This is a genomic window from Agrobacterium sp. ST15.16.024 (assembly GCF_027956545.1).
Classification (GTDB): domain Bacteria; phylum Pseudomonadota; class Alphaproteobacteria; order Rhizobiales; family Rhizobiaceae; genus Agrobacterium; species Agrobacterium cucumeris.
Genome location: NZ_JAQKGO010000003.1, coordinates 478544 through 504880 on the forward strand (window position 1 = coordinate 478544; position 26337 = coordinate 504880).

At 60.5% G+C, this 26337-nt stretch carries 30 protein-coding genes; 18 read left to right on the forward strand and 12 right to left on the reverse strand.

The genetic code is table 11. The features are described from left to right. Window positions 1-2: 2 nt before the first annotated feature. A complete protein-coding gene (locus tag PL640_RS14230; protein WP_271362352.1) occupies window positions 3-857 on the reverse strand; it encodes a hypothetical protein in 855 nt (284 codons plus the stop codon). Between the two features lie 607 nt (window positions 858-1464). Between PL640_RS14230 and PL640_RS14235 the strand changes: the two genes are divergently transcribed. Further along, window positions 1465-2049 (forward strand): transglycosylase SLT domain-containing protein, encoded by a 585-nt coding sequence (locus tag PL640_RS14235; protein WP_046801507.1) that lies wholly within the window; start codon window positions 1465-1467, stop codon window positions 2047-2049. Between the two features lie 244 nt (window positions 2050-2293). Here the strand turns inward: PL640_RS14235 and PL640_RS14240 are convergent, their stop codons facing one another. From PL640_RS14240 to PL640_RS14260, 5 genes are all read right to left on the reverse strand, one after another. Next, window positions 2294-2908 (reverse strand): alpha/beta hydrolase, encoded by a 615-nt coding sequence (locus PL640_RS14240; RefSeq protein ID WP_271362353.1) that lies wholly within the window; start codon window positions 2906-2908, stop codon window positions 2294-2296. Window positions 2909-3182: 274 nt separating this feature from the next. Further along, complete coding sequence (locus PL640_RS14245; protein WP_142840546.1) at window positions 3183-4127, reverse strand: VOC family protein; 945 nt, start codon at window positions 4125-4127, stop codon at window positions 3183-3185. 168 nt (window positions 4128-4295) lie between these two features. After that, complete coding sequence (locus PL640_RS14250) at window positions 4296-5372, reverse strand: siderophore-interacting protein (protein ID WP_271362354.1); 1077 nt, start codon at window positions 5370-5372, stop codon at window positions 4296-4298. A 208-nt stretch (window positions 5373-5580) separates the two neighbouring features. Next, window positions 5581-6273: a uracil-DNA glycosylase gene (gene ung, locus PL640_RS14255; RefSeq protein ID WP_142840548.1), complete on the reverse strand. Its 693-nt coding sequence runs from the start codon at window positions 6271-6273 to the stop codon at window positions 5581-5583. Between the two features lie 23 nt (window positions 6274-6296). Further along, window positions 6297-6692 (reverse strand): VOC family protein, encoded by a 396-nt coding sequence (locus tag PL640_RS14260; RefSeq protein ID WP_046801511.1) that lies wholly within the window; start codon window positions 6690-6692, stop codon window positions 6297-6299. Window positions 6693-6944: 252 nt separating this feature from the next. Here PL640_RS14260 and PL640_RS14265 point away from each other — a divergent pair, with 252 nt between their 5' ends. Continuing rightward, window positions 6945-7301, forward strand: a complete 357-nt coding sequence (locus tag PL640_RS14265; protein ID WP_271362355.1) for a YbaN family protein — start codon at window positions 6945-6947, stop codon at window positions 7299-7301. An 11-nt stretch (window positions 7302-7312) separates the two neighbouring features. On the opposite strand, the gene PL640_RS14270 is transcribed toward PL640_RS14265, so the two are convergent. The 3 genes from PL640_RS14270 to PL640_RS14280 are packed head-to-tail and all read right to left on the reverse strand — an operon-like array spanning window position 7313 to window position 10070. Beyond that, complete coding sequence (locus PL640_RS14270; protein ID WP_271362356.1) at window positions 7313-8095, reverse strand: heme ABC transporter ATP-binding protein; 783 nt, start codon at window positions 8093-8095, stop codon at window positions 7313-7315. Then, the gene (locus PL640_RS14275) at window positions 8092-9180 is read right to left on the reverse strand and encodes a FecCD family ABC transporter permease (protein ID WP_271362357.1); all 1089 of its coding nucleotides are present in this window, start codon (window positions 9178-9180) and stop codon (window positions 8092-8094) included. The genes PL640_RS14270 and PL640_RS14275 overlap by 4 nt, the downstream gene beginning before the upstream one ends. Beyond that, entirely contained in the window at window positions 9177-10070 is an 894-nt protein-coding gene (locus tag PL640_RS14280; RefSeq protein WP_271362358.1) for a heme/hemin ABC transporter substrate-binding protein, read from the reverse strand. Before PL640_RS14280 ends, PL640_RS14275 begins: the two co-directional genes overlap by 4 nt. Window positions 10071-10267: 197 nt before the next feature. On the opposite strand from PL640_RS14280, the gene PL640_RS14285 reads away from it, so the two are divergent. The 6 genes from PL640_RS14285 to PL640_RS14310 all read left to right on the forward strand — a co-directional run bounded on the left by PL640_RS14285 (window position 10268) and on the right by PL640_RS14310 (window position 13912). Next, entirely contained in the window at window positions 10268-10615 is a 348-nt protein-coding gene (locus PL640_RS14285; protein WP_269703467.1) for an antibiotic biosynthesis monooxygenase family protein, read from the forward strand. Window positions 10616-10623: 8 nt separating this feature from the next. After that, window positions 10624-11145 carry a heme utilization cystosolic carrier protein HutX gene (hutX, locus tag PL640_RS14290; RefSeq protein ID WP_271362359.1) on the forward strand — a complete coding sequence of 174 codons (522 nt, stop codon included), beginning with the start codon at window positions 10624-10626 and terminating at the stop codon, window positions 11143-11145. 247 nt (window positions 11146-11392) lie between these two features. Further along, window positions 11393-12169, forward strand: a complete 777-nt coding sequence (locus PL640_RS14295) for a YbaY family lipoprotein (RefSeq protein WP_142840556.1) — start codon at window positions 11393-11395, stop codon at window positions 12167-12169. A 206-nt stretch (window positions 12170-12375) separates the two neighbouring features. Continuing rightward, window positions 12376-13260: a formyltetrahydrofolate deformylase gene (gene purU, locus PL640_RS14300; RefSeq protein WP_174034207.1), complete on the forward strand. Its 885-nt coding sequence runs from the start codon at window positions 12376-12378 to the stop codon at window positions 13258-13260. 45 nt (window positions 13261-13305) lie between these two features. Then, the gene (locus tag PL640_RS14305; RefSeq protein ID WP_271362360.1) at window positions 13306-13602 is read left to right on the forward strand and encodes a type II toxin-antitoxin system RelE/ParE family toxin; all 297 of its coding nucleotides are present in this window, start codon (window positions 13306-13308) and stop codon (window positions 13600-13602) included. A 4-nt stretch (window positions 13603-13606) separates the two neighbouring features. Continuing rightward, on the forward strand, window positions 13607-13912 hold the full coding sequence (locus PL640_RS14310) for an addiction module antidote protein (RefSeq protein WP_271362361.1): 306 nt from the start codon (window positions 13607-13609) through the stop codon (window positions 13910-13912). Window positions 13913-13924: 12 nt separating this feature from the next. On the opposite strand, the gene PL640_RS14315 is transcribed toward PL640_RS14310, so the two are convergent. Both PL640_RS14315 and PL640_RS14320 read right to left on the reverse strand, forming a co-directional pair. Next, window positions 13925-15319 carry a sensor histidine kinase gene (locus PL640_RS14315; RefSeq protein ID WP_271362362.1) on the reverse strand — a complete coding sequence of 465 codons (1395 nt, stop codon included), beginning with the start codon at window positions 15317-15319 and terminating at the stop codon, window positions 13925-13927. Beyond that, a complete protein-coding gene (locus PL640_RS14320; protein ID WP_010972345.1) occupies window positions 15316-15996 on the reverse strand; it encodes a response regulator in 681 nt (226 codons plus the stop codon). Before PL640_RS14320 ends, PL640_RS14315 begins: the two co-directional genes overlap by 4 nt. Window positions 15997-16077: 81 nt before the next feature. On the opposite strand from PL640_RS14320, the gene PL640_RS14325 reads away from it, so the two are divergent. The 10 genes from PL640_RS14325 (at window position 16078) to dps (ending at window position 25678) form a co-directional block, all read left to right on the forward strand. Next, a complete protein-coding gene (locus tag PL640_RS14325; RefSeq protein WP_271362363.1) occupies window positions 16078-17145 on the forward strand; it encodes an ABC transporter substrate-binding protein in 1068 nt (355 codons plus the stop codon). A 449-nt stretch (window positions 17146-17594) separates the two neighbouring features. After that, window positions 17595-18539, forward strand: coding sequence for a Bug family tripartite tricarboxylate transporter substrate binding protein (locus PL640_RS14330; RefSeq protein WP_271362364.1), 945 nt, complete (start codon window positions 17595-17597; stop codon window positions 18537-18539). Continuing rightward, the gene (locus PL640_RS14335) at window positions 18536-19030 is read left to right on the forward strand and encodes a tripartite tricarboxylate transporter TctB family protein (RefSeq protein WP_142840562.1); all 495 of its coding nucleotides are present in this window, start codon (window positions 18536-18538) and stop codon (window positions 19028-19030) included. The genes PL640_RS14330 and PL640_RS14335 overlap by 4 nt, the downstream gene beginning before the upstream one ends. Window positions 19031-19135: 105 nt before the next feature. Further along, on the forward strand, window positions 19136-20653 hold the full coding sequence (locus PL640_RS14340; protein ID WP_020809148.1) for a tripartite tricarboxylate transporter permease: 1518 nt from the start codon (window positions 19136-19138) through the stop codon (window positions 20651-20653). 129 nt (window positions 20654-20782) lie between these two features. Then, window positions 20783-21043, forward strand: coding sequence for a hypothetical protein (locus PL640_RS14345; protein WP_271362365.1), 261 nt, complete (start codon window positions 20783-20785; stop codon window positions 21041-21043). Window positions 21044-21373: 330 nt separating this feature from the next. Next, on the forward strand, window positions 21374-22309 hold the full coding sequence (locus PL640_RS14350; protein WP_269703449.1) for a siderophore ABC transporter substrate-binding protein: 936 nt from the start codon (window positions 21374-21376) through the stop codon (window positions 22307-22309). Window positions 22310-22385: 76 nt separating this feature from the next. After that, complete coding sequence (locus PL640_RS14355) at window positions 22386-23351, forward strand: ABC transporter permease (RefSeq protein WP_271362366.1); 966 nt, start codon at window positions 22386-22388, stop codon at window positions 23349-23351. Continuing rightward, the gene (locus PL640_RS14360; RefSeq protein ID WP_271362367.1) at window positions 23344-24312 is read left to right on the forward strand and encodes an iron chelate uptake ABC transporter family permease subunit; all 969 of its coding nucleotides are present in this window, start codon (window positions 23344-23346) and stop codon (window positions 24310-24312) included. Before PL640_RS14355 ends, PL640_RS14360 begins: the two co-directional genes overlap by 8 nt. Continuing rightward, entirely contained in the window at window positions 24309-25067 is a 759-nt protein-coding gene (locus PL640_RS14365) for an iron ABC transporter ATP-binding protein (protein ID WP_271362368.1), read from the forward strand. Before PL640_RS14360 ends, PL640_RS14365 begins: the two co-directional genes overlap by 4 nt. Before the next feature lie 122 nt (window positions 25068-25189). Then, window positions 25190-25678, forward strand: coding sequence for a DNA starvation/stationary phase protection protein Dps (gene dps / locus PL640_RS14370; RefSeq protein WP_271362369.1), 489 nt, complete (start codon window positions 25190-25192; stop codon window positions 25676-25678). Window positions 25679-25756: 78 nt separating this feature from the next. Here the strand turns inward: dps and PL640_RS14375 are convergent, their stop codons facing one another. After that, a complete protein-coding gene (locus tag PL640_RS14375; RefSeq protein WP_161991265.1) occupies window positions 25757-25978 on the reverse strand; it encodes a hypothetical protein in 222 nt (73 codons plus the stop codon). Between the last annotated feature and the right edge of the window lie 359 nt (window positions 25979-26337).

Consider the following 26337-nt stretch of genomic DNA (forward strand, 5'->3'; position numbering starts at 1 on the left):
CTTTATCGGGTGCGCTCGGCCCTGACTTTTTCCGCAAGAATTCGCAGCTCAAGAGCAGCAGCGGAGAGATCGTCGATCGACGTATCAAGCGCGCGGGGAGCCGCAGCCGCCTGCACAGCTTTTTTCAGTGTCGCAATCGATTGGTCGATCAAAAGCACCCAGCCGCCGACCTGCGCCCGCCGCCGATCCTTCGCCGCCGATCTCTCGACGGCAGGCCGCGAATCGAAGAGATATTCGTCACCTGCATCGAGCATTATGTAGATAGAGGGTGCAGCGTTCCGCAGGCCAACGAGCAAAACCTCTACGTCCTTCGAAGTGGAAACGACACGCTCACTAAATTGATGGCGTGCAGCAATCTTCAGCGATTGATTGATCCCTACAGCGGCAATTTCAAGCCCGGGCGCGAGCACCTTCGCAACCTGTGCCGCCTGGTTTCCGGCCCTTACCGCCACTTTCACCGAGGCATACGCGCTGTTGATATCGAGACCTAGACTGCGTAGGCGTCCTGTCAACCGATCGGCATTTTCACCGCCACCGAGAGCGACGAGCGCAGCATTATATTCCCTGACGGCAAGAAGAGAGCCGCGCAGCGAATGCGTTAGCGGCGGCTCCGTGCCCTCCACATAAAAAGCTGCGTCGTCCGCAACAAACCACTTATTTTTCTTGCTGGAATCGACGGCTTTCCACAAAGCCCGCTCGGCTTTGGCAATATCCACAAGAAGTGCATCCGCCTCGGCAAATTGCGCCTCATAAGCCTGCCTGTAGAGCTCGAATTCGCGCAGGCCCGTGGCCGTACAACCCGGGAGGAAAAACAATACAACGACAAAAAGATACAAAAAATTACTTGAAAGTCGCACTATAGCCCCCGCCAGCGACGTATAATTCCCAAAAATCACGCTACACTCTTGGAAACAATTGTAAAGAGAAAACGCGGAGCAATACATCTTAATATTGAAAAACAGCGACGTCTTTTTCTAACCATAACCAATCGCCGCCGCCCCGAATTCGGAAGCAGCGTTGAGAGGCGATAAATGGGCCGCATCGCTGCGGGGATATAAATGGTATGGAAGGCTTTGCAGGCGATGCGGCCCGGTTTCAACATATGATCCGCCCGCCAAACCGGTTCCTGTTTGGAGGACGAACATATGCCGGCCGCTTTAACCGTGACATCGGGAAACTCCCCGGTTTTGGCCGCCTGCCCCGCCCATCTTGCGCCGCGCGCACGCTCGATGATCGGGATGAGGCGATTATAGCCTGATCGGCCGAGACGGGGACGCGCGGGGATAAATGCATCCCAAAAAAGGCGCGCGGCAGAAGCGCAACGCACGTTTTCGCCCCATACCGGACACAGGAATTTTCAGCGGGTTAACAGGCCCCTGATCGGCAGCATTTGAATTAACCTTGTCTTAAAACCCGACGTTAATGGTTAGCAATTTAAGAATAGCGGAACGAAAGGGTTCCGTTATGCGTGGCGTATTTGCCGTAGTTTTTCTGATGCTCGTTCTGGCCGGCTGTGCCACCGCACCGTCGCAGGTCACCAATGCCTGTGCGATTTTCGAACAGCGGAACGGCATCTTCAATAACTGGCGACGTGATGCGAAAGCGGCCGAACGGGAGTTCGGCGTGCCCGTGCCTGTGATGATGGCGACGATCTATACCGAATCCGCCTTCCGTCCCTATGCACGCCCACCGCGCACCAAGCTCCTGGGCTTCATTCCCTGGACGCGCCAGTCCAGCGCTTATGGTTATGCCCAGGCACTGGATGGCACATGGAGTGTCTACCAGCGAGAAACCGGCCGCCGGGGCGCCAGCCGCACCGATTTCACCGATGCCATCCACTTCGTCGGCTGGTATCACGCCAAGAGCCGCCGCGAAAACGGCATTTCGCTGAACGACCCCTATAATCTCTATCTCGCCTATTATTCCGGCCATGCCGGTTATGCCAAGGGCAGCTGGCGCAACAATTCCGCCGTCCAGAAGGCCGCGCGCCGCTCCGCCAACATGGCGCTGCGTTATGAGGCGCAGCTGCAGCAATGCGGATATCGCTGAGGCGGGTAGGAAGAGGCTGGTCTAGAGGACTACTTGACGGAACAGTAAATCCCTCCTCCGTCATCCTCGGGCTTGACCCGAAGGTGACGTTGAGTTTGGGCGAATGCACCTCATCCGCACCCGTCACCCCGAACTAAATCCGGGATCCAGTGCGATCAAGTCCTTGATCACGAAAGACTCTTCCCACGGCGCAGACGCGCCGTGGCTCGATGCCGGCTCAAGGCCGGCATGACGGAAGACAGCATCACTCCCCGTAAACCGAGAGAAATTCCCGCACGGCATCGATCTCGCTGGAGCGAATTTCATGCCCGCCCGGATGCCATATCGTCTCCACGGTTCCACCCTGCGCCTGAAGGTTCTTTTCCAGCGCCTGCGTCAGCGGCACCGGGCAGATCGGATCCCGCTCTCCCGCCGTGATCAATACCCGGCGTGCGGGTTTTGCCGGGGAAATCTTCGGCTCGAACGGGATCAGCGGATGCATCAGCACCGCGGCATCGAAAAGCTCGGGCTGTTCGATCAGCACATTGGCGAGAATATTCGCGCCGTTTGAAAAGCCGAGACCGATGATTGGTCCGGACTGGTAATGTTCGCGGTTTGCCTTGACGAAATCCGCCAGCTTCTCGGTTGCCCGGGCAAGATCGGCCATGTCGTAAACGCCCTCGCCCGTGCGCCGGAAGAAACGCGCCGCGCCATGTTCGGAAACATCGCCGACGGGTGAGAGGACGGTGGCCTGCGGCAAAAGACGGGAGCCAAAGTCGAAGAACTGGTTCTCATCGCCACCCGTGCCATGCAGCACCAGGAAAAGCGGCGCACCGGCGGCACCGGCGCGGGATTTGTGGAAATAGGTGTCCTTGTTCATCGGATAATCCTTTCTGGAAGGAGAAGGTTCAGCGATACCCGTGGCTTTTTCAGTTTCCGGGCAGCGCGATCGCATGTGGAGCAAGAGGCTTGCCGCCGGCTTCTCCTCCCCGCCAGGGAGAAGGTCGCGGTAGCGGGTTGAGGGAGCGCGGCGGGAGATAAACCGCGGGGGGTTCCCCCTCATCCGACCCTTCGGGCCACCTTCTCCCCGAACGGGGAGAAGAAAGTCGCGGCAACGTCCTGCCAAACGCAATGGAGGGTTAAGTTAGAGCGGATTAAACCGCCTTCTCATCACCCAGCGGCTCCAGGTGCTTTTCCAGCACGGAGCGCAGATGCGCATGCTGGGTCGGCAGCTTCAGCGCCTCGCCAAGATGAGCGGTGTCCTCGTCACGGTCGAAACCGGGTTCGTTGGTCGCCACTTCGAACAACACACCGCCCGGCGTGCGGAAATAGATCGCCCAGAAATAATCCCGGTCGATGACGGGCGTCACCTGATAACCGGTATCCATCAGTGCCTTGCGTACCTCCAGCTGCTTTTCGCGGTTTTCGACCGCAAAGGCGATGTGGTGCACGGAGCCTGCACCCAGCCGGGCGCCGGAGATATTCGGCATGGTTTCGATGTCGATGACGTCGGCACCGTTGCCGCCGGGCATGCCAAGACGCAAAACGCCGTCCTGACGATCCACTTCCTGATATCCCATGAACTTCAAAAGCTCGGCGGTTGCGCCCTCGTCGCGAAGACGCAGGGATGCGCCCTGAAAACCATGGATCGCCTGATCTTCGCCAACGCCGTTGCCGGTCCATTGTGCGCGGGCATCGTCTCTGACCTCGACCAGCGCGAAACCGTCTCCGTCAGGTCCGGCAAAATGCAGGCGCTTGTTGCCGAAGGCCTCATCGGCCTTCAGGCCGTCAACACCGGCCTTTGAAAGGCGCTCCTGCCAGTAGCCAAGCGATCCCTCGGGAACGGAAAACAGCGTCGTGCCCACTTCACCGGTGCCGGGACGGCCCTGGGCGATATGCGGGAACGGAAAATAGGTCATGACGGAGCCGGGCGTGCCGAGCTCATCGCCATAATAGAGGTGATAGACGTCAGGTGCGTCGAAATTGACGGTCTTCTTCACCCGGCGCAGGCCGAGCGTATCGGTGAAAAAGCCGTTGTTCTGGCGCGCACTGGCCGCCATGGACGTGACGTGGTGCAGGCCCTTGATCTGGTTGAGCATGATAAACCCCTTTTCGCCTGGCGGGCCTCGCAATCGGGCCCGCTCTGTTCATGGCGTAAAGATGGGGTAATAGGCGCGTCAGGCATAGAGTGGACGACGGGAACGGATTGTTCCCGATTGGTGAACGATAAAATCTACTGTTCAGCCAAAGCTGCCATGCCGCAGACCTCAATGGTCGTCGGCAGCGCCCATGGTCCAGTAACCGACAGCGCGCAGCGACGCCTTGGGGAAGGCGATTTCATCGGTCAGGAAGGATTTCGCCACCCTTGCCTCGGATTTTTCGCAGGCAACGAAGACATGCAGGCCCTCATGGTCGGTACTCCAGGCATGCTCGCGCAGCGCCTTTTCGATGAGGCCGGAGGTGCCGGCAGGCTTGCCGCGACGATAAAGCCATGTCCATTCGACATCGGCGGCGCAGACGATCGCCTGCCGCTCGGCCTCGTCGTCAATTTCAGCGTAGACGCTGAGCTTCTTGCCAACAGGCATTTCGGCCGCCATGCGCAGCATCACCGGCAGCGCGGTCTCGTCACCGGCAAAGACGTAACGCTCCGCCTCCGGGCAGGTGCCGCTCGGGCCGATGATGCCGAGAACATCACCCGGCTTTGCTGTGGCGCCGAAGGTCGCGCCCGGCATGTCATCACCCTCATGCATGACGAAATCGATATCCACTTCGCCGCGACCGACATCGCCGGAACGGATGGTGTAAACGCGCCGCATCAACAGGTCGTCACCGGCCGGCCAGACGATGGCGCCGGTGGGAGCCAGATAGGGCCAGACCGGCGCACGGGCCTGATCCGGCACCAGCAGCAGCCGCACATGCATGCCGCCGGTGACCAGTCTCTCGATGCCGCTTTCGACGGAGACGACCAGCCGGCGCATATGCGGCGTGAGGTTATAGGCACGGGCAACCTTGCCGATGAAGAGATTGGGCAATTCACGCTGATGGGCCCCATGGCCGCTCCAGCGGAAATCCAGCCCCGTCTCGCCGGAAAACTCGACGATATGCTCGGCCACCATGGCCTTTACCGACATCAGTATATGTTCGGAAATGCAGTTGACCCGTGCGGCGAACCGGCCACCTTCGGCGCTGAAGCTGCCATGGCCATATTCGGTCTTGAAGCGCACCGTCGCGCCTTCGCGTTCCATCTCCATATGCTCGGAAAAATGATCCTCGAAAGCATCGACGATCGACAGCGGATCGGGCAGCGAGACGGAGGTTTCTGCAGACAGGAGAGACACGGGCATAATCCTTCACTTTGTAGTCTAGTATTCTTTAGACCGGAGGCTGCCGCGCTGTAAAGACATTTTGGTTTTGAATCCCGGCATGCCGGACCTGATCCGGCATCCAGCCAGCCCAAGTCTTTGGGCTGAAAGGACTCTTCTCGCCGCACAGACGCGCGTCGGCTGGATTCCGGCTCAAGGCCGGAATGACGGAAGTATATGCAGGGATGGCTTACACCGTTTCCGGCAATTGCCAGTCGATCGGCTGGCGGCCGTGGGAGGCGAGAAAGGCGTTGGCCTTGGAAAAATGGCCATTGCCGAAAAAGCCGTTATGGGCCGAAAGCGGCGAAGGATGCGGCGAGCGCAGCACCAGATGCTTGCGCTGATCCACGAAGGCCGCCTTTTTCTGGGCGTAGGACCCCCAGAGCAGGAAGACCACGTGATCGCATTCGTCATTGACGGCGCGGATGACAGCGTCGGTGAATTTCTCCCAGCCCTGCCCCTGATGTGAGGCGGCGCGGGATTCTTCCACCGTCAGCACGCTGTTGAGCAAAAGCACGCCCTGTTTTGCCCAGCTTTCCAGAAAACCGTGACCGACCGGGCGGATGCCGAGATCGGCCTGCAATTCCTTGTAGATATTGACGAGCGAAGGCGGAATGCGCACGCCGGGCTGCACTGAAAAACACAGACCGTGTGCCTGGCCAAGCCCGTGATAGGGGTCCTGTCCCAGAATGACGACCTTGACCTCATCCAGCGGCGTCAGATCCAGCGCCCGGAAATATTCGGCACCCTTGGGAAAGATGCGCTTGCCGGCTGTTTTTTCGGCAAGCAGGAAGTCTTTCAGCTTCAGCATGTAGGGGCTGGCGAATTCGCTGGAAAGAACGTGTTTCCAGCTGTCTTCGAGTTTGACGCCTGCCTCTGCCATGCCCGTCTCTCCCATGATGGTGCTTATTTGAACCGGTTGCCGCGCTGCAGCACTTCAATCTTGTAACCATCCGGATCGCAGATGAAAAAGTATTTCGCGAAAGGCTGGCCCTTATAATCAGCTTCGATGATCTTGCCGGGCGAAAGCCCGATCTCGGTGAAGCGCTGGTGTTCGGCATCCACATCGGCAACGCTGACGGCAAGGTGACCATAGCCATCACCCAGCGCATAGGGCACTTCGCGACCCCGGTTGACGGTCAGCTCCAGCTCGAAATCGCCCTCGGCATTGCTGAGATAGATCAGCGTAAAATTCTCGAACTCGGCGCGTTCCGCAACCTCAAGCCCAAAAGCCTGCGTGTAAAATTCCACCGAACGCTTTTCGTCCAGCACCCGGACCATCGAGTGGATCAGCTTGGCCATGGTGTTTTCCTTCTTCTTCCTGTTAACGGTCCGGTTATGCTCCGGACATCGCGGCCCAAGGGGATAAAGACAGTGCACCCCGCTTTCAACCCTAAAGGCGTCCTGCGACAGGAGGTAACAGTCCGATCACGGCAAATGTGATGGTAAAAACCGCCGGTTTTTAAGGTGCGGCGAGGGCCTGCGGCAACAAGGCTCGCGGTTTTCTCGCACCCGCTCTATCATGAGTAGATAAGTCATGATACCGGCATAGCCATGCGCCTTCTGTACCTCTGTCTTGGCTGGCTTATGGTCGCGACCGGCATTGTCGGCGCGTTTCTTCCCATTTTGCCCACCACGCCGTTTCTGCTTCTGGCGCTGTGGTGCTTCTCCCGCTCTTCGCCCAAGCTCGAGGCATGGCTTCTCAGCCATCCCAGATTCGGCCCATCGCTTCGGCGTTGGCGCGAACGTGGCGCAATCGCCCGCAAGGCCAAGATCGCAGCCTTGTCGGCCATGACGGTGAGTTACGCCGCCTTCTGGTTCCTGAGCGACCCGCCGCTCATGCGTGCCGCCATCGTTGCCGCCGTCATGCTCGGTTCGGCGTTGTTCATCGCCACGCGCCCGGAAAGCTGAGCGGGTTTCCCCTAGCGATGCCGCGACTGCGGCAACACATAAGGAATGTGCCGCGCCGGCAACCGGCCGACCACGCCGCCAATGCCATAGACCCGCGCAATCGTCTCGTCGCTGATGGTTTCCAGCGATGGTCCACTGGCCGTCACCCGTCCGCCATGCATGACGATAAGTTGATCGGCAAACTCCGCCGCAAGGTTGAGATCGTGCAGGATGGCAAGCACCAGACCGCCACCAGCCGCGAAATCCCGCGCGGTTTCCAGGACTGCGATCTGGTGGCCGATATCGAGACTTGCCGTCGGCTCGTCGAGAAACAGCGCCCGCACCTCGCCATTTTCCACCGGAAAGGGCACCTGCGCCAGGGCGCGGGCAAATTGCACCCGCTGCTGCTCGCCGCCCGACAGCATGTTGTAGGAGCGCTGCTCGAAGCCCCTCAAGCCCGCCTTGGCAAGCGCCCGGCGGGCCTGTTCTTCCGGCGCGCGTGATCCCTGCGCCACCGCTCCCATGCGCACGATTTCAAGTGCGGTAAAGGGAAAGGCAAGCTGGGTATTCTGCGGCAGCACGGCCCGCAGGCGGGCAAGCTGGACCGGCTTGAACAGCGGCAGGGCGATGTCGTTATAGGTCACCGAACCATATTCCGGATGCAGCTCACCGCACAGAACCTTCATCAGCGTGGATTTACCCGCACCGTTCGGGCCGATGATGACATTGACCTTGCCCGGTTTCAGATCGACGCTGACGTCTTCCAGCAGACGGCGACCGGAGCGGATGAGAGTGATGTTTTCGGCCCGGATCATGACGCATTCCGCATGGAAAAACCGCCGCGGCCCAGCAGCAGGAACAGGAAGACCGGCGCGCCGATCAGCGCGGTCACCACACCGATGGGCAGTTCCGCCGGAGCCGCCACCGTGCGGGCGAAGCTGTCCGCCAAGAGCAGAAGTGCGGCGCCGCCCAGCGCCGAGGCCGGCAGCAGGAAGCGATGTGACGGACCGATGGCGAGACGCAGAAGATGCGGCACGACGATGCCGACGAAACCGATGGAACCGGCCGCCGCCACACTTGCCCCGCAGGCGGCGGCAACGGCCAGGATGACGATCCGCTTCAGCCGCTGCACCGGAATGCCCATGTGGAAGGCGGCGGCATCGCCCAGAATCAGCGCATCCAGCCCACGTGCGACGAAGGGAATGATGGCCAGCACGACGATGATGAAGGGCAAGGTGGCAAGCACCTTGGCGGGGGTTGCCCCACCAAGTGAGCCGAGCGACCAGAAGGTGATGTCACGCAGCGCCCGGTCATCGGCGACGAAAATCATCAGGCCGGTCAGTGCGCCGCTGATTGCCGCAACCGCAATACCGGCCAGAATGAGCGTGGTGGTGGAGGTGGCGCCATCCTTTGTAGCGATCAGATAAAGCACCCAGGTGTTCAGGAGCCCGCCGAAAAACGCCATCAGGGGCAGGAAATGCGGGCCGAAAAACACCGCAACCGTGGCAAGCGCGCCTTCCCCGAGAGAAATCGCGGCAACCGCAAACAGCGCTGCCCCCGAGGTGACACCGACAATGCCGGGATCTGCCAGCGGATTGCGGAACAGCCCCTGCATCATCGCGCCGGAGACACCGAGCCCCGCGCCGATCAACATGCCGAGCGCCGTGCGTGGCAGGCGCACCGCTTCGAGAATGATTTTGTCACGGGCGTCGAGCTCAGCCGCGCCGCCGGTAAGATAGGTGAAGAGCTCAGAAATGCCGACGCCCGTCGGTCCACTGACAAGCGACACGCCACAGGCAAACAGCAGGATGCCGACAAGCACGGCAAGCGTGAGGACCCCCTGCCGGGATCTGTCGCCGGCAACCCTGCCCTCAGCGGAGCTCAAGGCAGCAAGGCTCACGGCTTTACCGCCTCCGGGTAAAGCTTCGCTGCCAGTTCACGACCGGCGGCCGGCGTGCGCGGGCCAAACCCGATGAGATAAAGCCCGTCCATGCTGATCAGCGCCTTTGAAGCCGCGGCCGGCGTGGACTGGAAGGCGGGCAGCGCAAAAATCTCGGCCGCCTTGGCGGCATGGTCGCCGCGCGCCATCGTCAGCACCACATCGGGTGCGGCGGCAATGACCGCCTCATCCGTCAGCGGCTTGTAACCATTGATGTCCTGAGCGGCATTGATACCGCCGGCCATTTCGATGATCGCCGCGGCTTCCGTATCCTTGCCCGCCGCCATGACGCGGCCGCCGGCGCTGGAGAGCACGAAAAGAACACGCTTCCTGCTCTTTTCCGGCACCGCCGAAACATCCTTGGCAAGCGCATCCAGTCCGGCCCTGGTCTCCGCCGCCAGCGCCTTCGCCTTGTCGGAAAGCCCCACGGCCGCGCCGATATCCTCGATCTTCTTCGGTATCGCATCGCCGCTTGGCGGCGTATCGACGGTGACGAAAGGCACTGCACTGGCCTTGAGAATAGCAACGACATCCGCCGGGCCGGAGCCGTCTTCGGAGAGGATAAGATCCGGTTTCTGCGACAGAATGCCTTCCGAAGACAGCGCCCGCATATAGCCGATGTCAGGCTTGGAGAGCGCGTCCGCCGGATAGCTGCTGGTGCTGTCGCGCGCCACGATGCGGTCCTGCGCACCCAGCGCATAGAGGATTTCCGTCACCGTACCGCCCACCGCGACGATGCGTTTCGCCTCCGGATTACCCTTGTCCGAAGCCATGGCAGCCGGCGCGGCAAAGGCGATTGCGGCGGGCACGAGTGCGGCGAAAACAAGCGGACGAAGGCGAAAATTCAACATGGCGTTATCCTGAAACACGACACAAACACGGGCGGGCGCGGCTTTGCCCGCACCATTTAACTTGAGTTATTTGCACATGTTTATGAGCCGCGCAATCAATAAGTGGAGTAAACTTGTTCGCTTTGTCGTGAGCCTCTTCCCAACGTCGCCGCGGCTGGATATCCTGACTGAAACAGGAAACTTAAAGGGAGAATTCCATGTTTATCGCAATGAACCGTTTTCGCGTCGTGCCGGGTTACGAGGAAACCTTCGAATCCATCTGGCGCGAGCGCAAATCGCACCTCAGCGAATTGCAGGGTTATATCGAATTCCACATGCTGAAAGGCCCCAAGGCCGACGACCACACGCTTTATGCCTCGCACACCGTGTGGGCCACCAAGGACGACTTCCTCGCCTGGACGAAGTCCGAACAGTTCCGTGCCGCCCACGCCAGGGCCGGTGATAATCGCGGCAAGGTGGAATATCTCTCCGGCCCGCATTTCGAAGGCTTCGACGTCATCATCCATGAAGACAAGAATGGCGAACGCCGTTCGATTGCTGCCTGAGGCAACCGATGAGCATTGCAGCCCAAAAGACCGATGACCGGCAGGCCCGCGCCGCCGCAGCCCTTGCCGAAAAGCCCGACGGCATCGTCGAAGCCATCGCCGCCAAGGCCGAGGTGACGCCGGCCGAAATTCTGGCGATCCTGCCGCAAGGCGCCGCCGTTTCCGCTGCAGCCGACCGCTTCGACGCGATCTGGAACGAGATGCGCGGCTGGGGCGAAGTCCTCATGATCGTGCAGACCGGCGATATCGTGCTGGAAGTGCCCGGCCACCTGCCGGAAGGCAGTGAAAGCCACGGCTGGTTCAACATCCACGGCGACAGCCCGATCGGCGGTCACATCAAGAAGGACAATTGCGCCGGCATAACCTTCGTCGACCGCGGTTTTCACGGCCGCCGCTCCTGTTCCGTCTGGTTCATGAATGCCGCCGGCGGCGCCATGTTCAAGATTTTCGTCCGCCGCGACGAAAACAAGGAACTGCGCGCCGAGCAACTGGCGAAGTTCGAAGCATTGCGGGACGGTTTCCGCGGCTGAGGTGAGCCGGAGGCTGCACTCCGAGGAATTGCTTTCCACGGCTGCGGCGACCTCTCCTAGCCCTCATTCCTGTGACAAGCACAGGAATGAGGGTGGAGATGCCTCGGCTCTCGCAACCGCACACGCCATCACCCACCCCAAACCTCTCCTCGAGCATTCAGGGGAACATCCATCGGTTCATCGCCCGTTCAGTGCCGTTTTCTATCATCCGTTGAAATTCGAACGGAAACCGCACGGAGCAAGCCCCATGAATGATCGCCAGCCTCTTCTTTCCCGCCGCAGTTTTGCCGGGCTTGTTGCGCTCGCCCCGCTTTTTGCGGCAGGCGGCGCGGCTGCCGCACCGGCAAGCCTGCGCGGCACCGTCTCCTATCGTGAGCGCATCGCCCTGCCGCCGGGCGCAACCGTGACCGTGCGCCTGATCGATGTCTCGCTGGCGGATGCGCCGTCGCAGACCATTGCCGAAACCACCATCCGCCCACGCGGCCAGGTGCCTGTGCCCTTCGTACTGCGTTATGACGACCGCGACATCAGGGGCCGCCGCTCCTATGCGCTGAGTGCCGAAATCCGTGACCGCGACCGGCTGCTCTTCACCACCACGCAGCGCTATTCGGTATTGACCGGCGGCCGAGATAATACCGACCTCGTGCTGGAGCGTGTGGGTGCCGGCCCGGGCAGGCCGGAACCGGAAGCCGGCATTGACGGGCGCTGGCTGGTGCAGGACATCAGAGGCGAGCGGGTTCGTGGCCGCCGCCAGGCGACGCTTGAAATTTCCCGCGATGGCCGCGTGTCAGCCAATGCCGGCTGCAACGGCATTGGCGGCGAAGTGAAAATCAGCCGCAACCGCGTCGATTTCGGCCGGATGATTTCCACCCAGATGGCCTGCGCTCCTGATATCATGCGCCAGGAACGGCAGTTCATCGATGCGCTGGAGGGTGCGCGCTCCTTCAGGCTGGAGCCGCGCCGCGGCACGCTGGAACTGATCGACGGCCGCGGCCGCACGGCCATGCGCCTGCGCCGCGCCTGAGGCCGTAACGGCCCCGCTGCAATGCCTGCCGCCGCCGTGCTGGCCGTGGAACATTCCATGTCGCTTCCGGCACGACGCGGGTGCCTTTCCCGTTTTATGACTTTGGCTGCGTTCGTCTTGGCGCTTTGCTCTGCCGCAAAGCTGCGCTATGGAACGCGCCAAACCGCGTCGGCTCAAGCCGGCGCGACGTCTTTGAGGGAAAGCGCATGACATCCTATGTTCTGACAGTGGCCTGCAAATCGACCCGCGGCATCGTCGCCGCGATTTCCGGTTATCTGGCGGAAAAAGGCTGCAACATCGTCGACAGTTCGCAGTTCGACGATCTGGAAACCGGCAAGTTCTTCATGCGCGTCTCCTTCATTTCGGAAGAAGGCGCGTCCCTGCAGGCCATCACCGAGGGCTTTCAGCCGGTCGCGGAGAAATTCGGCATGCAGGCGGACATCTATCCGGATGGCCAGCGCATGAAGACATTGCTGATGGTGTCGCGTTTCGGCCATTGCCTCAACGACCTGCTCTACCGCTGGAAGATCGGCGCGCTGCCGATCGATATCGTCGGCGTCGTTTCCAACCATTTCGATTATCAGAAAGTGGTGGTCAACCACGACATCCCCTTCCACCACATCAAGGTGACGAAGGAGAACAAGCCGAAGGCCGAAGCCCAGCTTATGGACCTGGTCGAGACCAGCGGCACGGAACTCGTCGTGCTGGCCCGTTACATGCAGGTTCTCTCCGATGACCTGTGCCGCAAGATGTCGGGCAAAATCATCAATATCCACCACTCCTTCCTCCCCTCCTTCAAGGGTGCCAACCCCTACAAGCAGGCCTATGAGCGCGGCGTGAAGCTGATCGGTGCGACAGCGCACTACGTCACCGCCGATCTCGACGAAGGCCCGATCATCGAACAGGACACGGTGCGCGTGACCCACGCGCAATCGGCCGAAGACTATGTCTCGCTTGGCCGCGACGTGGAAAGCCAGGTACTGGCCCGCGCTATCCACGCCCACATCCACCACCGCACCTTCATCAACGGTAACCGCACCGTGGTCTTCCCGCCAAGCCCGGGAAGTTATGCTTCGGAACGGATGGGGTGAGGTGTCCGTCATTGACGGAGTGACAACCATAGTTTACATTTGGCCATGCTCACGATCCGGGAAACAAGCGAGTTTGCCGATTGGCTGGCGGGTCTGCGTGATCTGCAGGCGCGTGCCCGCATCGCACGGCGCATTTACAGGCTGGCAGACGGCAATCCCAGAGACGTAAAGCCGGTCGGCGAAGGCGTCAGTGAGCTCAGGATCGATCTTGGACCCGGATATCGGGTCTATTTCATCCGGAACGGCGATGTCGTGATCATATTGCTGTGCGGTGGCGACAAGGCATCCCAGTCCCGCGACATTGCCAAAGCCAAGAAACTGGCCCGAGCGCTCAAGGAATGAGACCATGCCACTTGTGACACGCGATTACGATGCCGCACGCTATCTTGATAGTGACGAAGCACTTGCCGCTTACATAGCGGACGCCACTGAGAGCGGCGACGCACAGGAGCTTGCCCACGCTCTCGGCGTCGTGGCGCGGGCCAAGGGCATGACTGATCTTTCGAGACAGACCGGCCTTCCCCGTCAGACTTTGTACAAGGCGCTCAGCGGTGAAGGAAATCCGGAACTCGCAACGATTGCCAAGGTGGCCGATGCATTAGGCTACAGACTTTCCCTGGTAGCGAAACCATCCGCAGATACAGCCGCCTGACAAGCCCGCACCCTACGATGCCTTCTCCGCTCCACCAAACACCACTCGCGCCCTCAACCCGCGCCCGTCCGCGCCATCCTCCAGCATCAGCCGCCCGCCGAACAGGCCAGCGATCTCCTCGATGATCGCAAGGCCGAGGCCCGCGCCGGGGGCGGCGTTTTCTTCGCCACGGGCGAAGCGCTGCCGCACCATGGCCCGTTTTTCAGGCGGAATACCGGGGCCGTTATCTTCCACTTCCAGCCAGACGGCGCCCATCTCCTTGCCGACACGCACGGTGACTTCCGCCCCACGCCCGGCATAGTTGATGGCATTGGAAACGAGGTTGCCGATCAGCTCGCCGATCAAGAGCGGTTCGGCAAGAATGGTCGCTTCGCCCTCGCCTTCGAAACCGAGATCAATGCCGGCGTCGGCCGCGCGCGGCACGAAATCGGCAGTCACGTTCTGCGCAACGGCCACGAGGTCTATCGCGGAGAAATCGTGTTTTTCGCTGGAGCCAGCGGCGTCGATATTGGCCATGCGCAGAAGCTGGGCGAGGATATGTTCGGCATGCGCCACCGACGCGCCGCCCTTCCGCGCCGCCGCCTGCGCTTCCTCTAAACTTCCGGCACGGGCGGAAAGCGCTAGCTGGGTGCTGATGATGGCAAGCGGTGTGCGCAGCTGGTGGCTGGCATTGCCGGTGAAATGCCGGAGCGCATCGAGCGCCGATTGCAGCCGCACCATGAAGGAATTGACGGTCTCCACCAGATTTTCCACCTCCACCGGCACGGATTGACGGATGGGGTGCAGGTCGTTCGGGCTGCGCTCGGCAATGGCTTCGCTGAGCCGGTAAAGCGGCCTCAGCGAAATCGTCACCGCAATCCAGACGATGATCGCCGCCCCCACGATCATCAAAAGCAGCCGCAGCGCGGAACGCAGAATGATGGCCTGCGCCAGCTGGCTGCGGGCAATGGTGGTTTCGGCAACCGTCACGGAAAACGGCACGGAATTGATGCCGGTGGAAGCAAAACGCCTGATAGCGGCAACACGGATCGGCTCGTCGCGAAACACCGCATCGCGATAGGCGGGCGTATCGCCATTCGTGTTCTCCACCGTCGGCAGGTTCTGGTAACCGGTGAGGAATTGCCCGTTCGGCCCGTCGACACGGTAAAACACCCGGTCCTGCGCCGCAGATGTCAGCATTTCCAGCGCGACATAGGGAATATCCACTTCCAGCGAGCCGTCTTCGGCCACCACCACCCGCTCGGCAATGGCAAGCGCAGAACCGGAAAGCACCCGGTCGGAGACGACATTGGCGGTGTTGACCGCCTCGCGCCAGGTATCGGTCAGCGCAACACAGCCGATGATGGCGGTGGAAATGAGAAGCCAGCCTAGAAGTCGCCGCCTGAGCGAATAGGCGGCCTGTCTCATTCAGCCATCTCCGGCAGCTTTTCCAGATAATATCCGATGCCGCGCGCCGTCTTCACCGTCAGCCCGTGGGGAGCGAGCCGCTTGCGCAGGCGGCTGACATATTGCTCGATGGCATTGGCGGAAATATCGTCATCGAAGCCGGTCAGCGACTGCACGATCGCCTCCTTGGCAACCACCTTGCCTGCCCGCATGAACAGCACTTCCAGTAGCGCCACCTCGCGTGCCGGAATATCGAGCGGACGCCCATCGGCCGAAAAGGTGCGCGATGTGAGATCAAACAGCACCTTGCCGAAACTGAGCGCCGAGGAGCGCAGGCCGGCATTGCGGCGCAGCAGCACCCGCACCCTTGCCTCGAATTCGGTAATGTCGAAAGGCTTGATCATGTAATCATCGGCACCGAGATCGAGCCCCTTGACCTTTTCCTCCGGCGTGCCGCGCGCCGTCAGGATCAGCACCGCCGCCTTGTCCTGGCGCGAACGCATGGAGCGCAGCACTTCGATGCCGTCCATTTCCGGCAGGTTGAGATCGAGAATGACCAGATCGAAACTTTCAGCCGCAATCGCCGCATCGGCGGACGCACCGTCGGAAACCACGTCCACCGCATAACCACTGCCACGCAGCAGCGCCGAAAGACCTTCCGACAGCACCTGATTGTCCTCGACCAGCAAAATACGCAAATCTTCCTCCTGCAGCATTCCCGAGTTTAACCAAGCCCTTACCGCTTGTGAATGGCAAGCGCCTGCGGCATGATCTTTTCCATGCGTATCTGTCTTCTTCTTTGCCTCTGTCTCTGCATGGTCTCACCCGCGCTTGCGCAGGTTGCCGTTTTTCCGGCCCCATCAGGCAAGGCGGATGCGCAAACGCTGGTGGTTTATTCCTCTCTGGATGAACCTCTGGCAACGCCGATGATCGAGGGTTTCCAGAAGGCCAATCCTGATATCGCCGTCCATTACGAGGATATGCTGACCGGCGAAATCTATGACCGCATCGTCAAGGAAACCGATGCCGGCAAACAGACCGCTGATTTCGCTTTCTCTTCCGCCATGGATCTGCAGGTAAAACTGAGCAATGACGGTTACGCCCAGCGCTCGGATCTCGCCATGAGCGCCCGCTGGCCCACCTGGGCCAACTGGCGCAACACCGCCTATGCGCTGACCTTCGAGCCGGCGGTCTTCGTGTATCACAAGCCGAGCTTCACCACCGAAAAGCCACCCGCCACCCGCGCTGAATTCGTCAATTACCTCGAACACCACGCCAAGGAGGTACATGGCCGCATCGCCACCTACGATATTGAGCGCTCCGGTGTCGGCTTCCTGTTCATGTCGCGGGACCAGGAGCAGTTCGGCGACATCTGGAGCGTCATCAAGGCCATGGGGGCCGCAGGCGTGAAGGTCTATTCCACCTCCTCGGCCATTCTGGAGCGCGTTTCCGACGGCCGTTTCGTACTGGGCTACAATATTCTCGGCTCCTATGCGGCGGACTGGGCCTCACGCCATCCGGATGTCGGCATCGTCTTGCCCAAGGATTATACCGTGGTCATGTCGCGCATCGGGCTGGTGCCGGAAGCCGCCGCCAATCCCGAACTCGGCCGCCGTTATCTCGAATTCTTCATGTCCAAGGAAGGCCAGACGATCATGGCCCGGCAATTGCAGATCCCCGCTGTCAGCCCGGAAGTGGCGGGCGAAAACACCGCCAACACCATGCAGGCCATCCACGGCGCGCAATTGCGCCCCGTGCCCGTCAGCCCCGGCCTGATGGTCTATCTGGACCAGGTCAAGCGCAGCCGGCTGATCGAGCGCTGGAACGAGGCGTTGCGCTCGCAATAAAGGGTTGAGAATGCCGAGTGCTGGAGTTCTCCTCATCCCTGTGCTTGTCACAGGGATCCAGCCAGCCCAAGTCCTTGGGCTGAGAGGAGTCCTTACGTCACGCAGACGCGCGCCGGCTGGATTCCTGTGACAAGCACAGGAATGAGGGTGGAGTGAGCGTCCAAAGCACAAAGCAAAGTCGCAGCACACACCGTTGTAGACGCCCGACAGAAATTAATAGAGAGTAAATGCGCAAGGACTTGCGTAGCGTCAGTTAGATGACAGCTTTTTGTGATGCTCTGCAATCCTTCTTCATTCCGTGGAGGCGGAAGAAGATGCGGGAGGAAATCTTGAGGATTGCCAAGGCCCTGCGCTGAGTTCTCAGCGCCGGAACAGATGCGCCCTGAAGCCCCCCTTCCGCATAAACGAAAAACGACGCCCAAAAGGGCATCCTGAGGAGGGTTTTCTAAGTGAAACATTTTCTTATCGGCACATTTCTGGCGGGCGTGATCGCTCTTCCGGCGGTTGCAGCGGATTACACCATCATTGCCCCGGCCAACCCCGGCGGCGGCTGGGACCAGACCGCACGTTCGCTGCAGACCGTGCTGCAGGAAGAAGGCATTTCCAAGAGCGTTCAGGTGCAGAACGTACCGGGCGCCGGCGGCACCATCGGTCTTGCGCAGTTCGCCAGCCAGCAGAAAGGCAACCCGAACGCCCTCATCGTCGGTGGTTACGTGATGGTCGGCGCGATCCTCACCAACAAGTCGCCCGTCACCCTCAATGAAGTGACGCCAATCGCCCGCCTGACCGGCGAATATGAAGCCATCGTCGTTCCGGCATCTTCGCCGCTGAAGACCATCGGCGACCTCGTCGACCAGCTCAAGAAAGACCCGGGCAGCGTTTCCTGGGGCGGCGGCTCTGCCGGCGGCACCGACCATATCGCCGTTGGCCTGATCGCCAAGGCGGCTGGCGTTGATCCGACCAAGATCAACTACATCGCTTATTCCGGTGGCGGCGAAGCGCTTGCCTCGATCCTCGGCTCGCAGGTCACGGCCGGTATTTCGAGCTACGGCGAATTCGAAAGCCAGGTCAAGGCCGGCACGCTGCGCCTGCTCGCCGTTTCCAGCGAAGAGAAGCTGGAAGGCGTTGACGCACCGACGCTGAAGGAAAGCGGCCTTGATGTCGTCGTCCAGAACTGGCGCATGGTCGCCGCTGCTCCCGGCCTGACACCGGAACAGGAAAAGGCCGTTAGTGAAGACGTCGAAAAGCTGGCGAAATCCGCCAAGTGGCAGGAAACCCTGAAGACCAAGAGCTGGATGGACACCTACCTTTCCGGCGACGAGTTCAAGGCACAGCTTGCCAAGGACACTGCCGCTACCGAAACGATCCTCAAAGACATCGGACTGGTAAAATGAGCCAGGGTTCCAACCCTTCTGAGCATCAAAAGCGCCGCCCTGATTGGGCGGCGCTGGCGATCGCCGTCTTCCTCGTCCTCATTGCCTGCGTGATCTTCTGGGACAGCGCGCGTCTCGCCAGCGTCACCGGTTATTCGCCGGTCGGCCCGGCAACCGTGCCTTATGCCATCGGCTTCTGTCTTGTCGGCCTGGCGCTCTGGACAGCCGTTGAGGCCTGGCGCGGTGATTTTCCCGAACGCGACAGGCAGGAAATCGCTCCGGTCGTCTGGGTCATTGCCGGTCTCGCCGCGCAGATGCTGCTGCTGAATGTGGCGGGTTTCTCCATTGCCACGGGTCTGCTTTTCGCCTTCACGGCGCGCGCCTTCGGCAAACGCAAACTCTGGTATTCGATCCCCATCGGCATCGTTCTGAGCTTTGCGATCTGGTTCATTTTTGCGCGCCTGCTGCAGCTTTCGCTGCCCGCCGGACCTCTGGAACGGCTGTTCTTCTAACAGCCATTCCGACCAAATTCGAGATCACAGGAAACCGCAGGCGCGCGATGACGCACGCCAGCCGTTCCGCCCGCCCATCGGGTCCACTTTGGGGGACATCTGTCCATGAGTACGTTTGAATTCCTGCTGCACGGTCTTGAGGTTGCTGCCCAACCCATGAACCTGCTCTATGCGCTGATCGGCGTCACGCTCGGCACCGCCGTCGGCGTTCTGCCCGGTATCGGCCCGGCGCTGACGGTGGCGCTGCTTCTGCCCGTCACCTACAGGCTCGACCCCGCCGGTTCGCTCATCATGTTCGCCGGTATCTATTATGGCGGCATGTATGGCGGATCGACCACCTCGATCCTGCTCAACACGCCGGGCGAAAGCGCCTCGATCGTGACCGCGCTCGAAGGCAACAAGATGGCCCGCAAGGGCAGAGGCGGCCCGGCGCTCGCCACCGCCGCCATCGGCTCCTTCGTCGCCGGCCTTATCGCCACCATCGCGCTCGCCTTCATCGCGCCCTATATCGTCAAGCTGGCGCTGGTCTTCGGCCCGCGTGAATATTTCGCGCTGATGGTGCTCGCCTTCGTCACCGTTTCCTCCGCTTTCGGGGATTCGGCACTGCGCGGCCTCACCTCGCTGTTCATCGGCTTTGCACTTGCCATCGTCGGCATCGACCAGCTGACCGGCCAGACCCGCATGAGCTTCGGCATTCCCGATCTGCTCGACGGTGTGGAAGTGACGACGCTTGCGGTTGCCATGTTCGCCATCGGCGAAACGCTGTTCATCGTCGCCCAGGGCAGTACCGGCCCCGACAAGGTCGAAGCCGTCAAGGGCTCGGTCTGGATGAGCGCGCAGGACTGGGCACGCTCCTGGAAAGCCTGGCTGCGCGGCACGCTGATCGGCTTCCCCATCGGCGCCATGCCGGCAGGCGGTGCTGAAATCGGCACCTTCCTGTCCTACGCCACCGAAAAGAAGCTGACCAAATATCCGGAAGAATTCGGCCATGGCGCCATCGAAGGCGTCGCCGGTCCGGAAGCCGCCAACAATGCGTCCGCCGCCGGCACGCTGGTGCCACTGCTGACGCTTGGCCTGCCGACCACGGCAACCGCCGCCATCATGCTCGCCGGCTTCCAGCAATATGGCCTGCAGCCCGGCCCGCTGCTGTTCGCCACCAATCCGCAGCTCGTCTGGGGCCTGATTGCCAGCCTGTTCATCGCCAACCTGATGCTGCTCGTGCTCAACCTGCCGCTCGTCGGCCTGTGGGTGAAGCTGCTGACCATTCCGAAGCCCTGGCTCTACGCGGGTATTCTGCTGTTTGCGACACTCGGCACCATCGGCGCCAACCCGTCGGTCTTCGAACTCGGCATGCTGCTCGCCTTCGGTATCCTCGGCTATATCATGCGCATCTTCGGTTATCCGATTGCGCCTGCGGTCGTTGGTCTCATCCTCGGCCCACTTGCCGAACAGCAGCTGCGCCGTGCACTTGCCATCGGCCAGGGCGACCCGACGGTGCTGTTCACTTCGCCGATTGCTGTTGGCCTGTTCATCGTTGCGGCAGCCGCCTTCATCATCCCGCTGATCATGCGTATCCGCGGCCGTGGCGAGGTGCTGACGCAGCTTGCCGCCAACGAAGACTGAGAAACCACGAACCTCCCAAGGCAACTGGCCCCGTATCTTCGGATGCGGGGCCTTTTTTATTCACGCCAACGGGATATGTGGCACATGCGCAGCCGTGATAGGATCACTCTCCAAACCTGGGAGAAAAACATGCGCACGATCGCGATCATGATGGTTCTGGCCCTTGCCGGCTGCTCCACCGCCGCCCCCAATGTGGAACCCATTCCCGGCAGTATCACCTATGGCGGGCAACCCCGTACCAAACTCACCAAATCCCCCATCGGCAGCACGCTCAGCAATGAATTTGTCATGGAGGATGGGCGGTTTGCCGTTGAAACCTATCGCGTGCAGCCGGACCGGTCGCTGAAACTGGAGAGACGCGAAATTGTTGGTGACTGGCCGCCGGATTGACAGCGGCTGTCACGTTGGTCGTGATGGGTAAAAGGCACCGACGAAATTGACGCCGGCCTTTCCTTCCCCTCAACGTCATCCTCGGACTTGATCCGAGGATCCATCACCACCACCGCATTGGATCCTCGGATCAAGTCCGAGGATGACGGGGAAGAGGTTCGAGCAGATGTTTCATCTGCCCCCACATTTCCCGCTCACCGCAATTCAGAACCGTTCTAAAACATATTTTTGATTTCCGCCGACCTTGTCAATAAAGCTGATAACGAACATCAAGTTAACCCGACGGAAAGCTTTCCGCCGGACCGGAACCATATTGCAAGGGACATATTCGTGGCCATCAACTTCACCTTCCCCGTTCGGCTGCTGGCGGCAGCGGCCTTCAGCCTTGGCGCGATGACCGCGGGCGCGCAGGAAATGACGATCAAGCACGCGCAGGGCGAAACCGTGCTGAAAGCGGCACCGAAGAAGGTTCTGGTTCTGGATATTCCCTCGCTCGACAATCTCGATGCGCTGGGCGTCGAGCCGACAGGCGTCGTCGGCTCCAACCTGCCGGCCTATCTGCAGAAATATGCCGACGGCAAATATCTGAAGGTCGGCACGCTGTTCGAGCCCGATTACGAGGCGATCAATGCGGCTGAAGCCGATCTCGTCATCGTCGGCGGCCGTTCGCGGGCGAAATATCCTGACGTTTCGAAGATCACGCCCGCCATCGACATGTCGATCGATTCCAAGGAATTCATCAACAGCGTCAAAGGCAACATCACCAAGCTCGGCGATATCTTCGGCAAGCAGGAAGAAGCAAAGAAGCTCGACGCCGCCCTCGACGAAAAAGTCGCCAGGCTGAAAGAGATCGCCCCGAATTCCGGCACGGCGATGATCCTGCTGACCAATGCCGGCAAGGTCGGCGTGTATGGCCCGAGCTCGCGCACCGGCTGGCTGCACACAGAAATCGGCTTCAAGCCGGTCGCCGCCGACATTGATGACCGCTTCGACCGCGGCGATGTCGTCTCCTTCGAATATCTGGCCGAGGTCAATCCCGAGTGGCTGTTCGTGATCGACCGTGACGCCGGCATCGGCCGCGCCACGGACCCCGGCAAGGCCGCCGCGCAGGTGCTGGACAACGAACTGATCCACCAGACCAATGCCTGGAAGAAAAAGCAGATCGTCTATCTCGATCCGCAGGCGGCCTATATCGTCAGCAGCGGTTATACGGCGCTCAACACCCTGCTCGATCAGGTCTACAAGGCCGTCTCCGAGAAGAAGTAACCCCTGCCGAACATCATCAGGGCTCCCGATGGCTTGCGGCCGCCGGGAGCTTTCGCCTTTTCCGGAAACTGCCAACGTGAAGTCCCTTTCACTGATATCAGCCCTTCTTCTGGCCTTGACGCTCGCCATCGTCAGCCTGTTCGTCGGCGTGAGCGACGTTTCGCTCGCCACGCTCTTTTCGCCTGATACGAGCGCGGATGCGCTGCGCGTGCTGCTCGTCAGCCGCATTCCGCGCACGCTGGCGTTGATCTTGGCCGGCAGCTCGATGGCGATTGCCGGTCTCATCATGCAGATGCTGGTGCGCAACCGCTTCGTGGAACCTTCGACGGCCGGCACGACCGAATCCGCCGGTCTCGGCCTTCTCGTCGTCACCCTGTTTGCACCCGAAACGCCGATCTTCGGCAAGATGCTGGTGGCAGCCGTTTTCGCGCTCGCCGGCACGGCGCTTTTCCTGCGTATCCTGAGACAGGTGCCGCTGCGCGATGTGCTGCTGGTGCCGCTGATCGGCATCATGCTCGGCGGCGTCATTTCCGCCGTCACCACGTTCTTCGCCTATCGTTTCGACCTGCTGCAATCGCTCGGCGCATGGATGACCGGCGATTTTTCCGGCGTGCTGCGCGGCCGGTATGAATTGCTGTGGGTCGGTTTCCTCTTCGCCATTGCCGCCTATCTCGCCGCCGACCGCTTCACCGTGGCCGGCATGGGGCGCGACTTCACCACCAATCTCGGCCTCAACTACCGCCGGGTGATGGCGCTCGGCCTCACAATCGTTTCTCTGGTCAGCGCCGTCGTCGTCGTCACCGTCGGCATGATCCCGTTTCTCGGCCTGATCGTGCCAAATGTCGTCAGCCTGATGATCGGCGACAATATGCGCCGCTCCGTGCCCTGGGTGGCAACGCTTGGCGCGGTCTTCGTGCTTTCCTGCGACATCATCGGTCGGACCGTGCGCGCGCCATACGAGATACCGATCGGCACCGTGGTCGGCGTCATCGGCAGCGCGCTGTTCCTCTATCTCCTGCTGCGGAAACGCCACCATGCGTGAGAGACATCCCGACCGGCGTGCAAAAACCGTTCTGCTCGTGCTCGCGGCATTCGCACTCATCTCCATGGCCGCCTTCATGACACTCGGCGCAAAAGGGAGCTGGAGCTTCGTACTGCCGTTTCGCGGCATCAAGCTTCTGTCGCTCTTGCTGGTGGCCTATGCCATCGCCGTCTCCACGGTGCTGTTCCAGACCGTCACAAACAATCGCATCCTCACCCCTTCGGTGATGGGTTTCGATTCGCTTTACGTGCTGATGCAGACCGGGCTGATCTTCGTCTTCGGCTCGGCAACCGTTGTCATGATCGATCCGCAGCTGAAGTTCATCGTTGAAACCGCGCTGCTCGTCACCTTTTCCGCCCTGCTCTATCGCTGGCTTTTCGTTGGCGCGGAACGCAGCCTGCATCTTCTCGTACTGGTCGGCATCGTCTTCGGCGTCTTTTTCCGCAGCCTCTCGGGCTTCATGCAGCGCGTGCTCGACCCGAACGAATATACGGTGCTGCAGGACGTGCTCTTCGCCAGCTTCAACTCCATCGATCCCACGCTTCTGACGATCTCGGCGATCATCATCGGTGTCGTGACCATCATCGGGCTGCGCCTCCTGCACACGCTCGACGTCCTCTCGTTTGGCCGGGCAACGGCCATCAGCCTTGGCGTCGACTATAAACGCACGGTCACGATCATCCTCGTGCTGGTCTCCGTGCTCGTCGCCGTCTCAACCGCGCTCGTCGGCCCGGTCATGTTCTTCGGCCTGCTGGTCGCCGCCCTTGCCCATTATCTCACCGGCAACAGCAAACACGCCTATGTGCTGCCGGCGGCGATCCTCATCGCCATAATCTGCCTCGTTGGTGGCCAGGTGGTGCTGGAGCGGGTCTTCGCCTTCGATACGGCACTTTCCATCATCATCGAATTCCTGGGCGGCATCGTCTTTATCGGTCTTATTTTAAAGCGGGGTGCGCGATGATCATCGCCAGTCAGATCAGCAAATCCTATGGCGACACGCTCGTCGTCGACGGCGTCTCCGTCTCCATTCCGGCAGGCGGCGTCACCTCGATCATCGGCCCGAACGGGGCGGGAAAATCGACGCTGCTTTCCATCGTCGCGCGGCTGATGTCCATGGATGCAGGAACCGTGACGGTCGATGGTCTGGATGTGAGCAAGACCGCTTCCGACACGCTGGCAAAACGCCTTTCGATCCTGCGGCAAGACAACCACATCTCCTCGCGCCTGACGGTGCGCGATCTTGTCGGTTTCGGCCGTTACCCCTATTCCAAGGGCCGCCCGACCATCGAGGACAAGGTCCATATCGATCGGGCGCTGGAATATCTCAATCTCGAACCGCTGGCCGGCCGCTTTCTGGACGAGCTTTCCGGCGGCCAGCGCCAGCGCGCCTTCGTGGCCATGGTTCTGTGTCAGGACACGGATTATGTGCTGCTCGACGAGCCGCTCAACAATCTCGACATGAAACACGCCTCCAGCATGATGAAGATCATGCGCAAGGCAGCCGACGAATTGAAAAAGACCGTGGTTCTGGTGTTGCACGACATCAACTTCGCCTCCTGGTATTCCGACACCATCATCGCCATGCGCGAGGGCCGCATCTGCCATCAGGGACCGGCGGAAGAAATCATCCGCCCGGAGATTCTCAAGGACATCTACGACATGCCGATCCGCGTCGAGGACATAGACGGCCGGCGCATCTGCCTGTTTTACGAATGACATGATGATTGCGCAGGATTTTTGCCGCTGCGGTGCTTAACATGGAACAGGGCCACAGGCCCGGACGTTAATCGACAGACTTTTCCAAAGCGGCATTCCGTCCGCAACTTCAGGAGACATCGATGAAGACGCACAAGACGAAAAACGATCTGCCTTCCAACGCGAAATCGACCGTGATCGGCATTCTGAACGAATCGCTGGCCTCGGTGATCGACCTTGCGCTTATCACCAAGCAGGCACACTGGAACCTGAAAGGCCCGCAATTCATCGCCGTCCACGAACTTCTCGACACCTTCCGTACCCAGCTCGACAATCACGGCGACACGATTGCCGAACGCGTCGTGCAGCTTGGCGGCACGGCGCTCGGCAGCCTGCAAGCCGTCTCTTCAACGACGAAGCTCAAGGCCTATCCGACCGATATCTATAAAATTCACGACCATCTCGACGCTCTGATCGAGCGTTATGGCGAGGTGGCGAACATGATCCGCAAGGCGATCGACGATTCCGACGAGGCCGGCGATCCGACGACGGCCGACATCTTCACCGCCGCCTCGCGCGATCTCGACAAATCCCTGTGGTTCCTCGAAGCACACGTACAGGAAAAGAGCTGAGCCAAAGGCATTAGCAGCCGGCTCATCACAGCAAAGCGCCCGAGAGACTCGGGCGCTTTTTTCGTAAAGATGATGCCATCAATGGCGGCGCAGAACCGCAAGCCCTATGTCGCGCAACATCTCATGATCCAGAATGCCGCGCTGAGCGCTGCGGATCAAAATTGCTGCACATTCATTGGCAACATGGCTGCTGCGATCTTGAAGGCACTCGAAACAAACACCATCGAAAATATTCTGCAGATCGGTGATTTGTTCTGGCGACAATTGTGCGCCGACTCTTTCAAAAGCTGCGTACGACAAGGCTCATCCTCCCGATGATGATATGCCAAGTATCGTTTCTTTTTTTCGTGGGCATCAATTTTGTACACCCGAACGAATCACTTGTCGAATCAGATTTTAACCAAATGTAAACAGGTTATTTTCTGCACTACCGGTCGTCCGGGCGCCTTCTGCCGTGGCAATAAAGACCATCAGAAACAACGCTTTCGCCCGCCCCTGACTGCATATGGCGCTGCCTCCGGCGCGTCCCTTCGAATAAAGCAGCAGCCGGGAGGATTTCCACCGAAACCGCAAAAGAAACTATTGCATTCCAAAATCGATTGAGCGATATAGCACCCGTCGTCGAACTTTGGCGGTCCGCAGTCCAGCGAACTACCCCG

Coding starts and splice junctions, on each gene's coding strand:
- PL640_RS14235 (WP_046801507.1), top strand. CDS start 1,465: ATGCGTGGCGTATTTGCCGTAGTTTTTCTGATGCTCGTTCTGGCCGGC.
- PL640_RS14240 (WP_271362353.1), bottom strand. CDS start 2,908: ATGAACAAGGACACCTATTTCCACAAATCCCGCGCCGGTGCCGCCGGT.
- PL640_RS14245 (WP_142840546.1), bottom strand. CDS start 4,127: ATGCTCAACCAGATCAAGGGCCTGCACCACGTCACGTCCATGGCGGCC.
- PL640_RS14250 (WP_271362354.1), bottom strand. CDS start 5,372: ATGCCCGTGTCTCTCCTGTCTGCAGAAACCTCCGTCTCGCTGCCCGAT.
- ung (WP_142840548.1), bottom strand. CDS start 6,273: ATGGCAGAGGCAGGCGTCAAACTCGAAGACAGCTGGAAACACGTTCTT.
- PL640_RS14260 (WP_046801511.1), bottom strand. CDS start 6,692: ATGGCCAAGCTGATCCACTCGATGGTCCGGGTGCTGGACGAAAAGCGT.
- PL640_RS14265 (WP_271362355.1), top strand. CDS start 6,945: ATGCGCCTTCTGTACCTCTGTCTTGGCTGGCTTATGGTCGCGACCGGC.
- PL640_RS14270 (WP_271362356.1), bottom strand. CDS start 8,095: ATGATCCGGGCCGAAAACATCACTCTCATCCGCTCCGGTCGCCGTCTG.
- PL640_RS14280 (WP_271362358.1), bottom strand. CDS start 10,070: ATGTTGAATTTTCGCCTTCGTCCGCTTGTTTTCGCCGCACTCGTGCCC.
- PL640_RS14285 (WP_269703467.1), top strand. CDS start 10,268: ATGTTTATCGCAATGAACCGTTTTCGCGTCGTGCCGGGTTACGAGGAA.
- hutX (WP_271362359.1), top strand. CDS start 10,624: ATGAGCATTGCAGCCCAAAAGACCGATGACCGGCAGGCCCGCGCCGCC.
- PL640_RS14295 (WP_142840556.1), top strand. CDS start 11,393: ATGAATGATCGCCAGCCTCTTCTTTCCCGCCGCAGTTTTGCCGGGCTT.
- purU (WP_174034207.1), top strand. CDS start 12,376: ATGACATCCTATGTTCTGACAGTGGCCTGCAAATCGACCCGCGGCATC.
- PL640_RS14305 (WP_271362360.1), top strand. CDS start 13,306: ATGCTCACGATCCGGGAAACAAGCGAGTTTGCCGATTGGCTGGCGGGT.
- PL640_RS14310 (WP_271362361.1), top strand. CDS start 13,607: ATGCCACTTGTGACACGCGATTACGATGCCGCACGCTATCTTGATAGT.
- PL640_RS14315 (WP_271362362.1), bottom strand. CDS start 15,319: ATGAGACAGGCCGCCTATTCGCTCAGGCGGCGACTTCTAGGCTGGCTT.
- PL640_RS14325 (WP_271362363.1), top strand. CDS start 16,078: ATGCGTATCTGTCTTCTTCTTTGCCTCTGTCTCTGCATGGTCTCACCC.
- PL640_RS14335 (WP_142840562.1), top strand. CDS start 18,536: ATGAGCCAGGGTTCCAACCCTTCTGAGCATCAAAAGCGCCGCCCTGAT.
- PL640_RS14340 (WP_020809148.1), top strand. CDS start 19,136: ATGAGTACGTTTGAATTCCTGCTGCACGGTCTTGAGGTTGCTGCCCAA.
- PL640_RS14345 (WP_271362365.1), top strand. CDS start 20,783: ATGCGCACGATCGCGATCATGATGGTTCTGGCCCTTGCCGGCTGCTCC.
- PL640_RS14360 (WP_271362367.1), top strand. CDS start 23,344: ATGCGTGAGAGACATCCCGACCGGCGTGCAAAAACCGTTCTGCTCGTG.
- PL640_RS14365 (WP_271362368.1), top strand. CDS start 24,309: ATGATCATCGCCAGTCAGATCAGCAAATCCTATGGCGACACGCTCGTC.
- dps (WP_271362369.1), top strand. CDS start 25,190: ATGAAGACGCACAAGACGAAAAACGATCTGCCTTCCAACGCGAAATCG.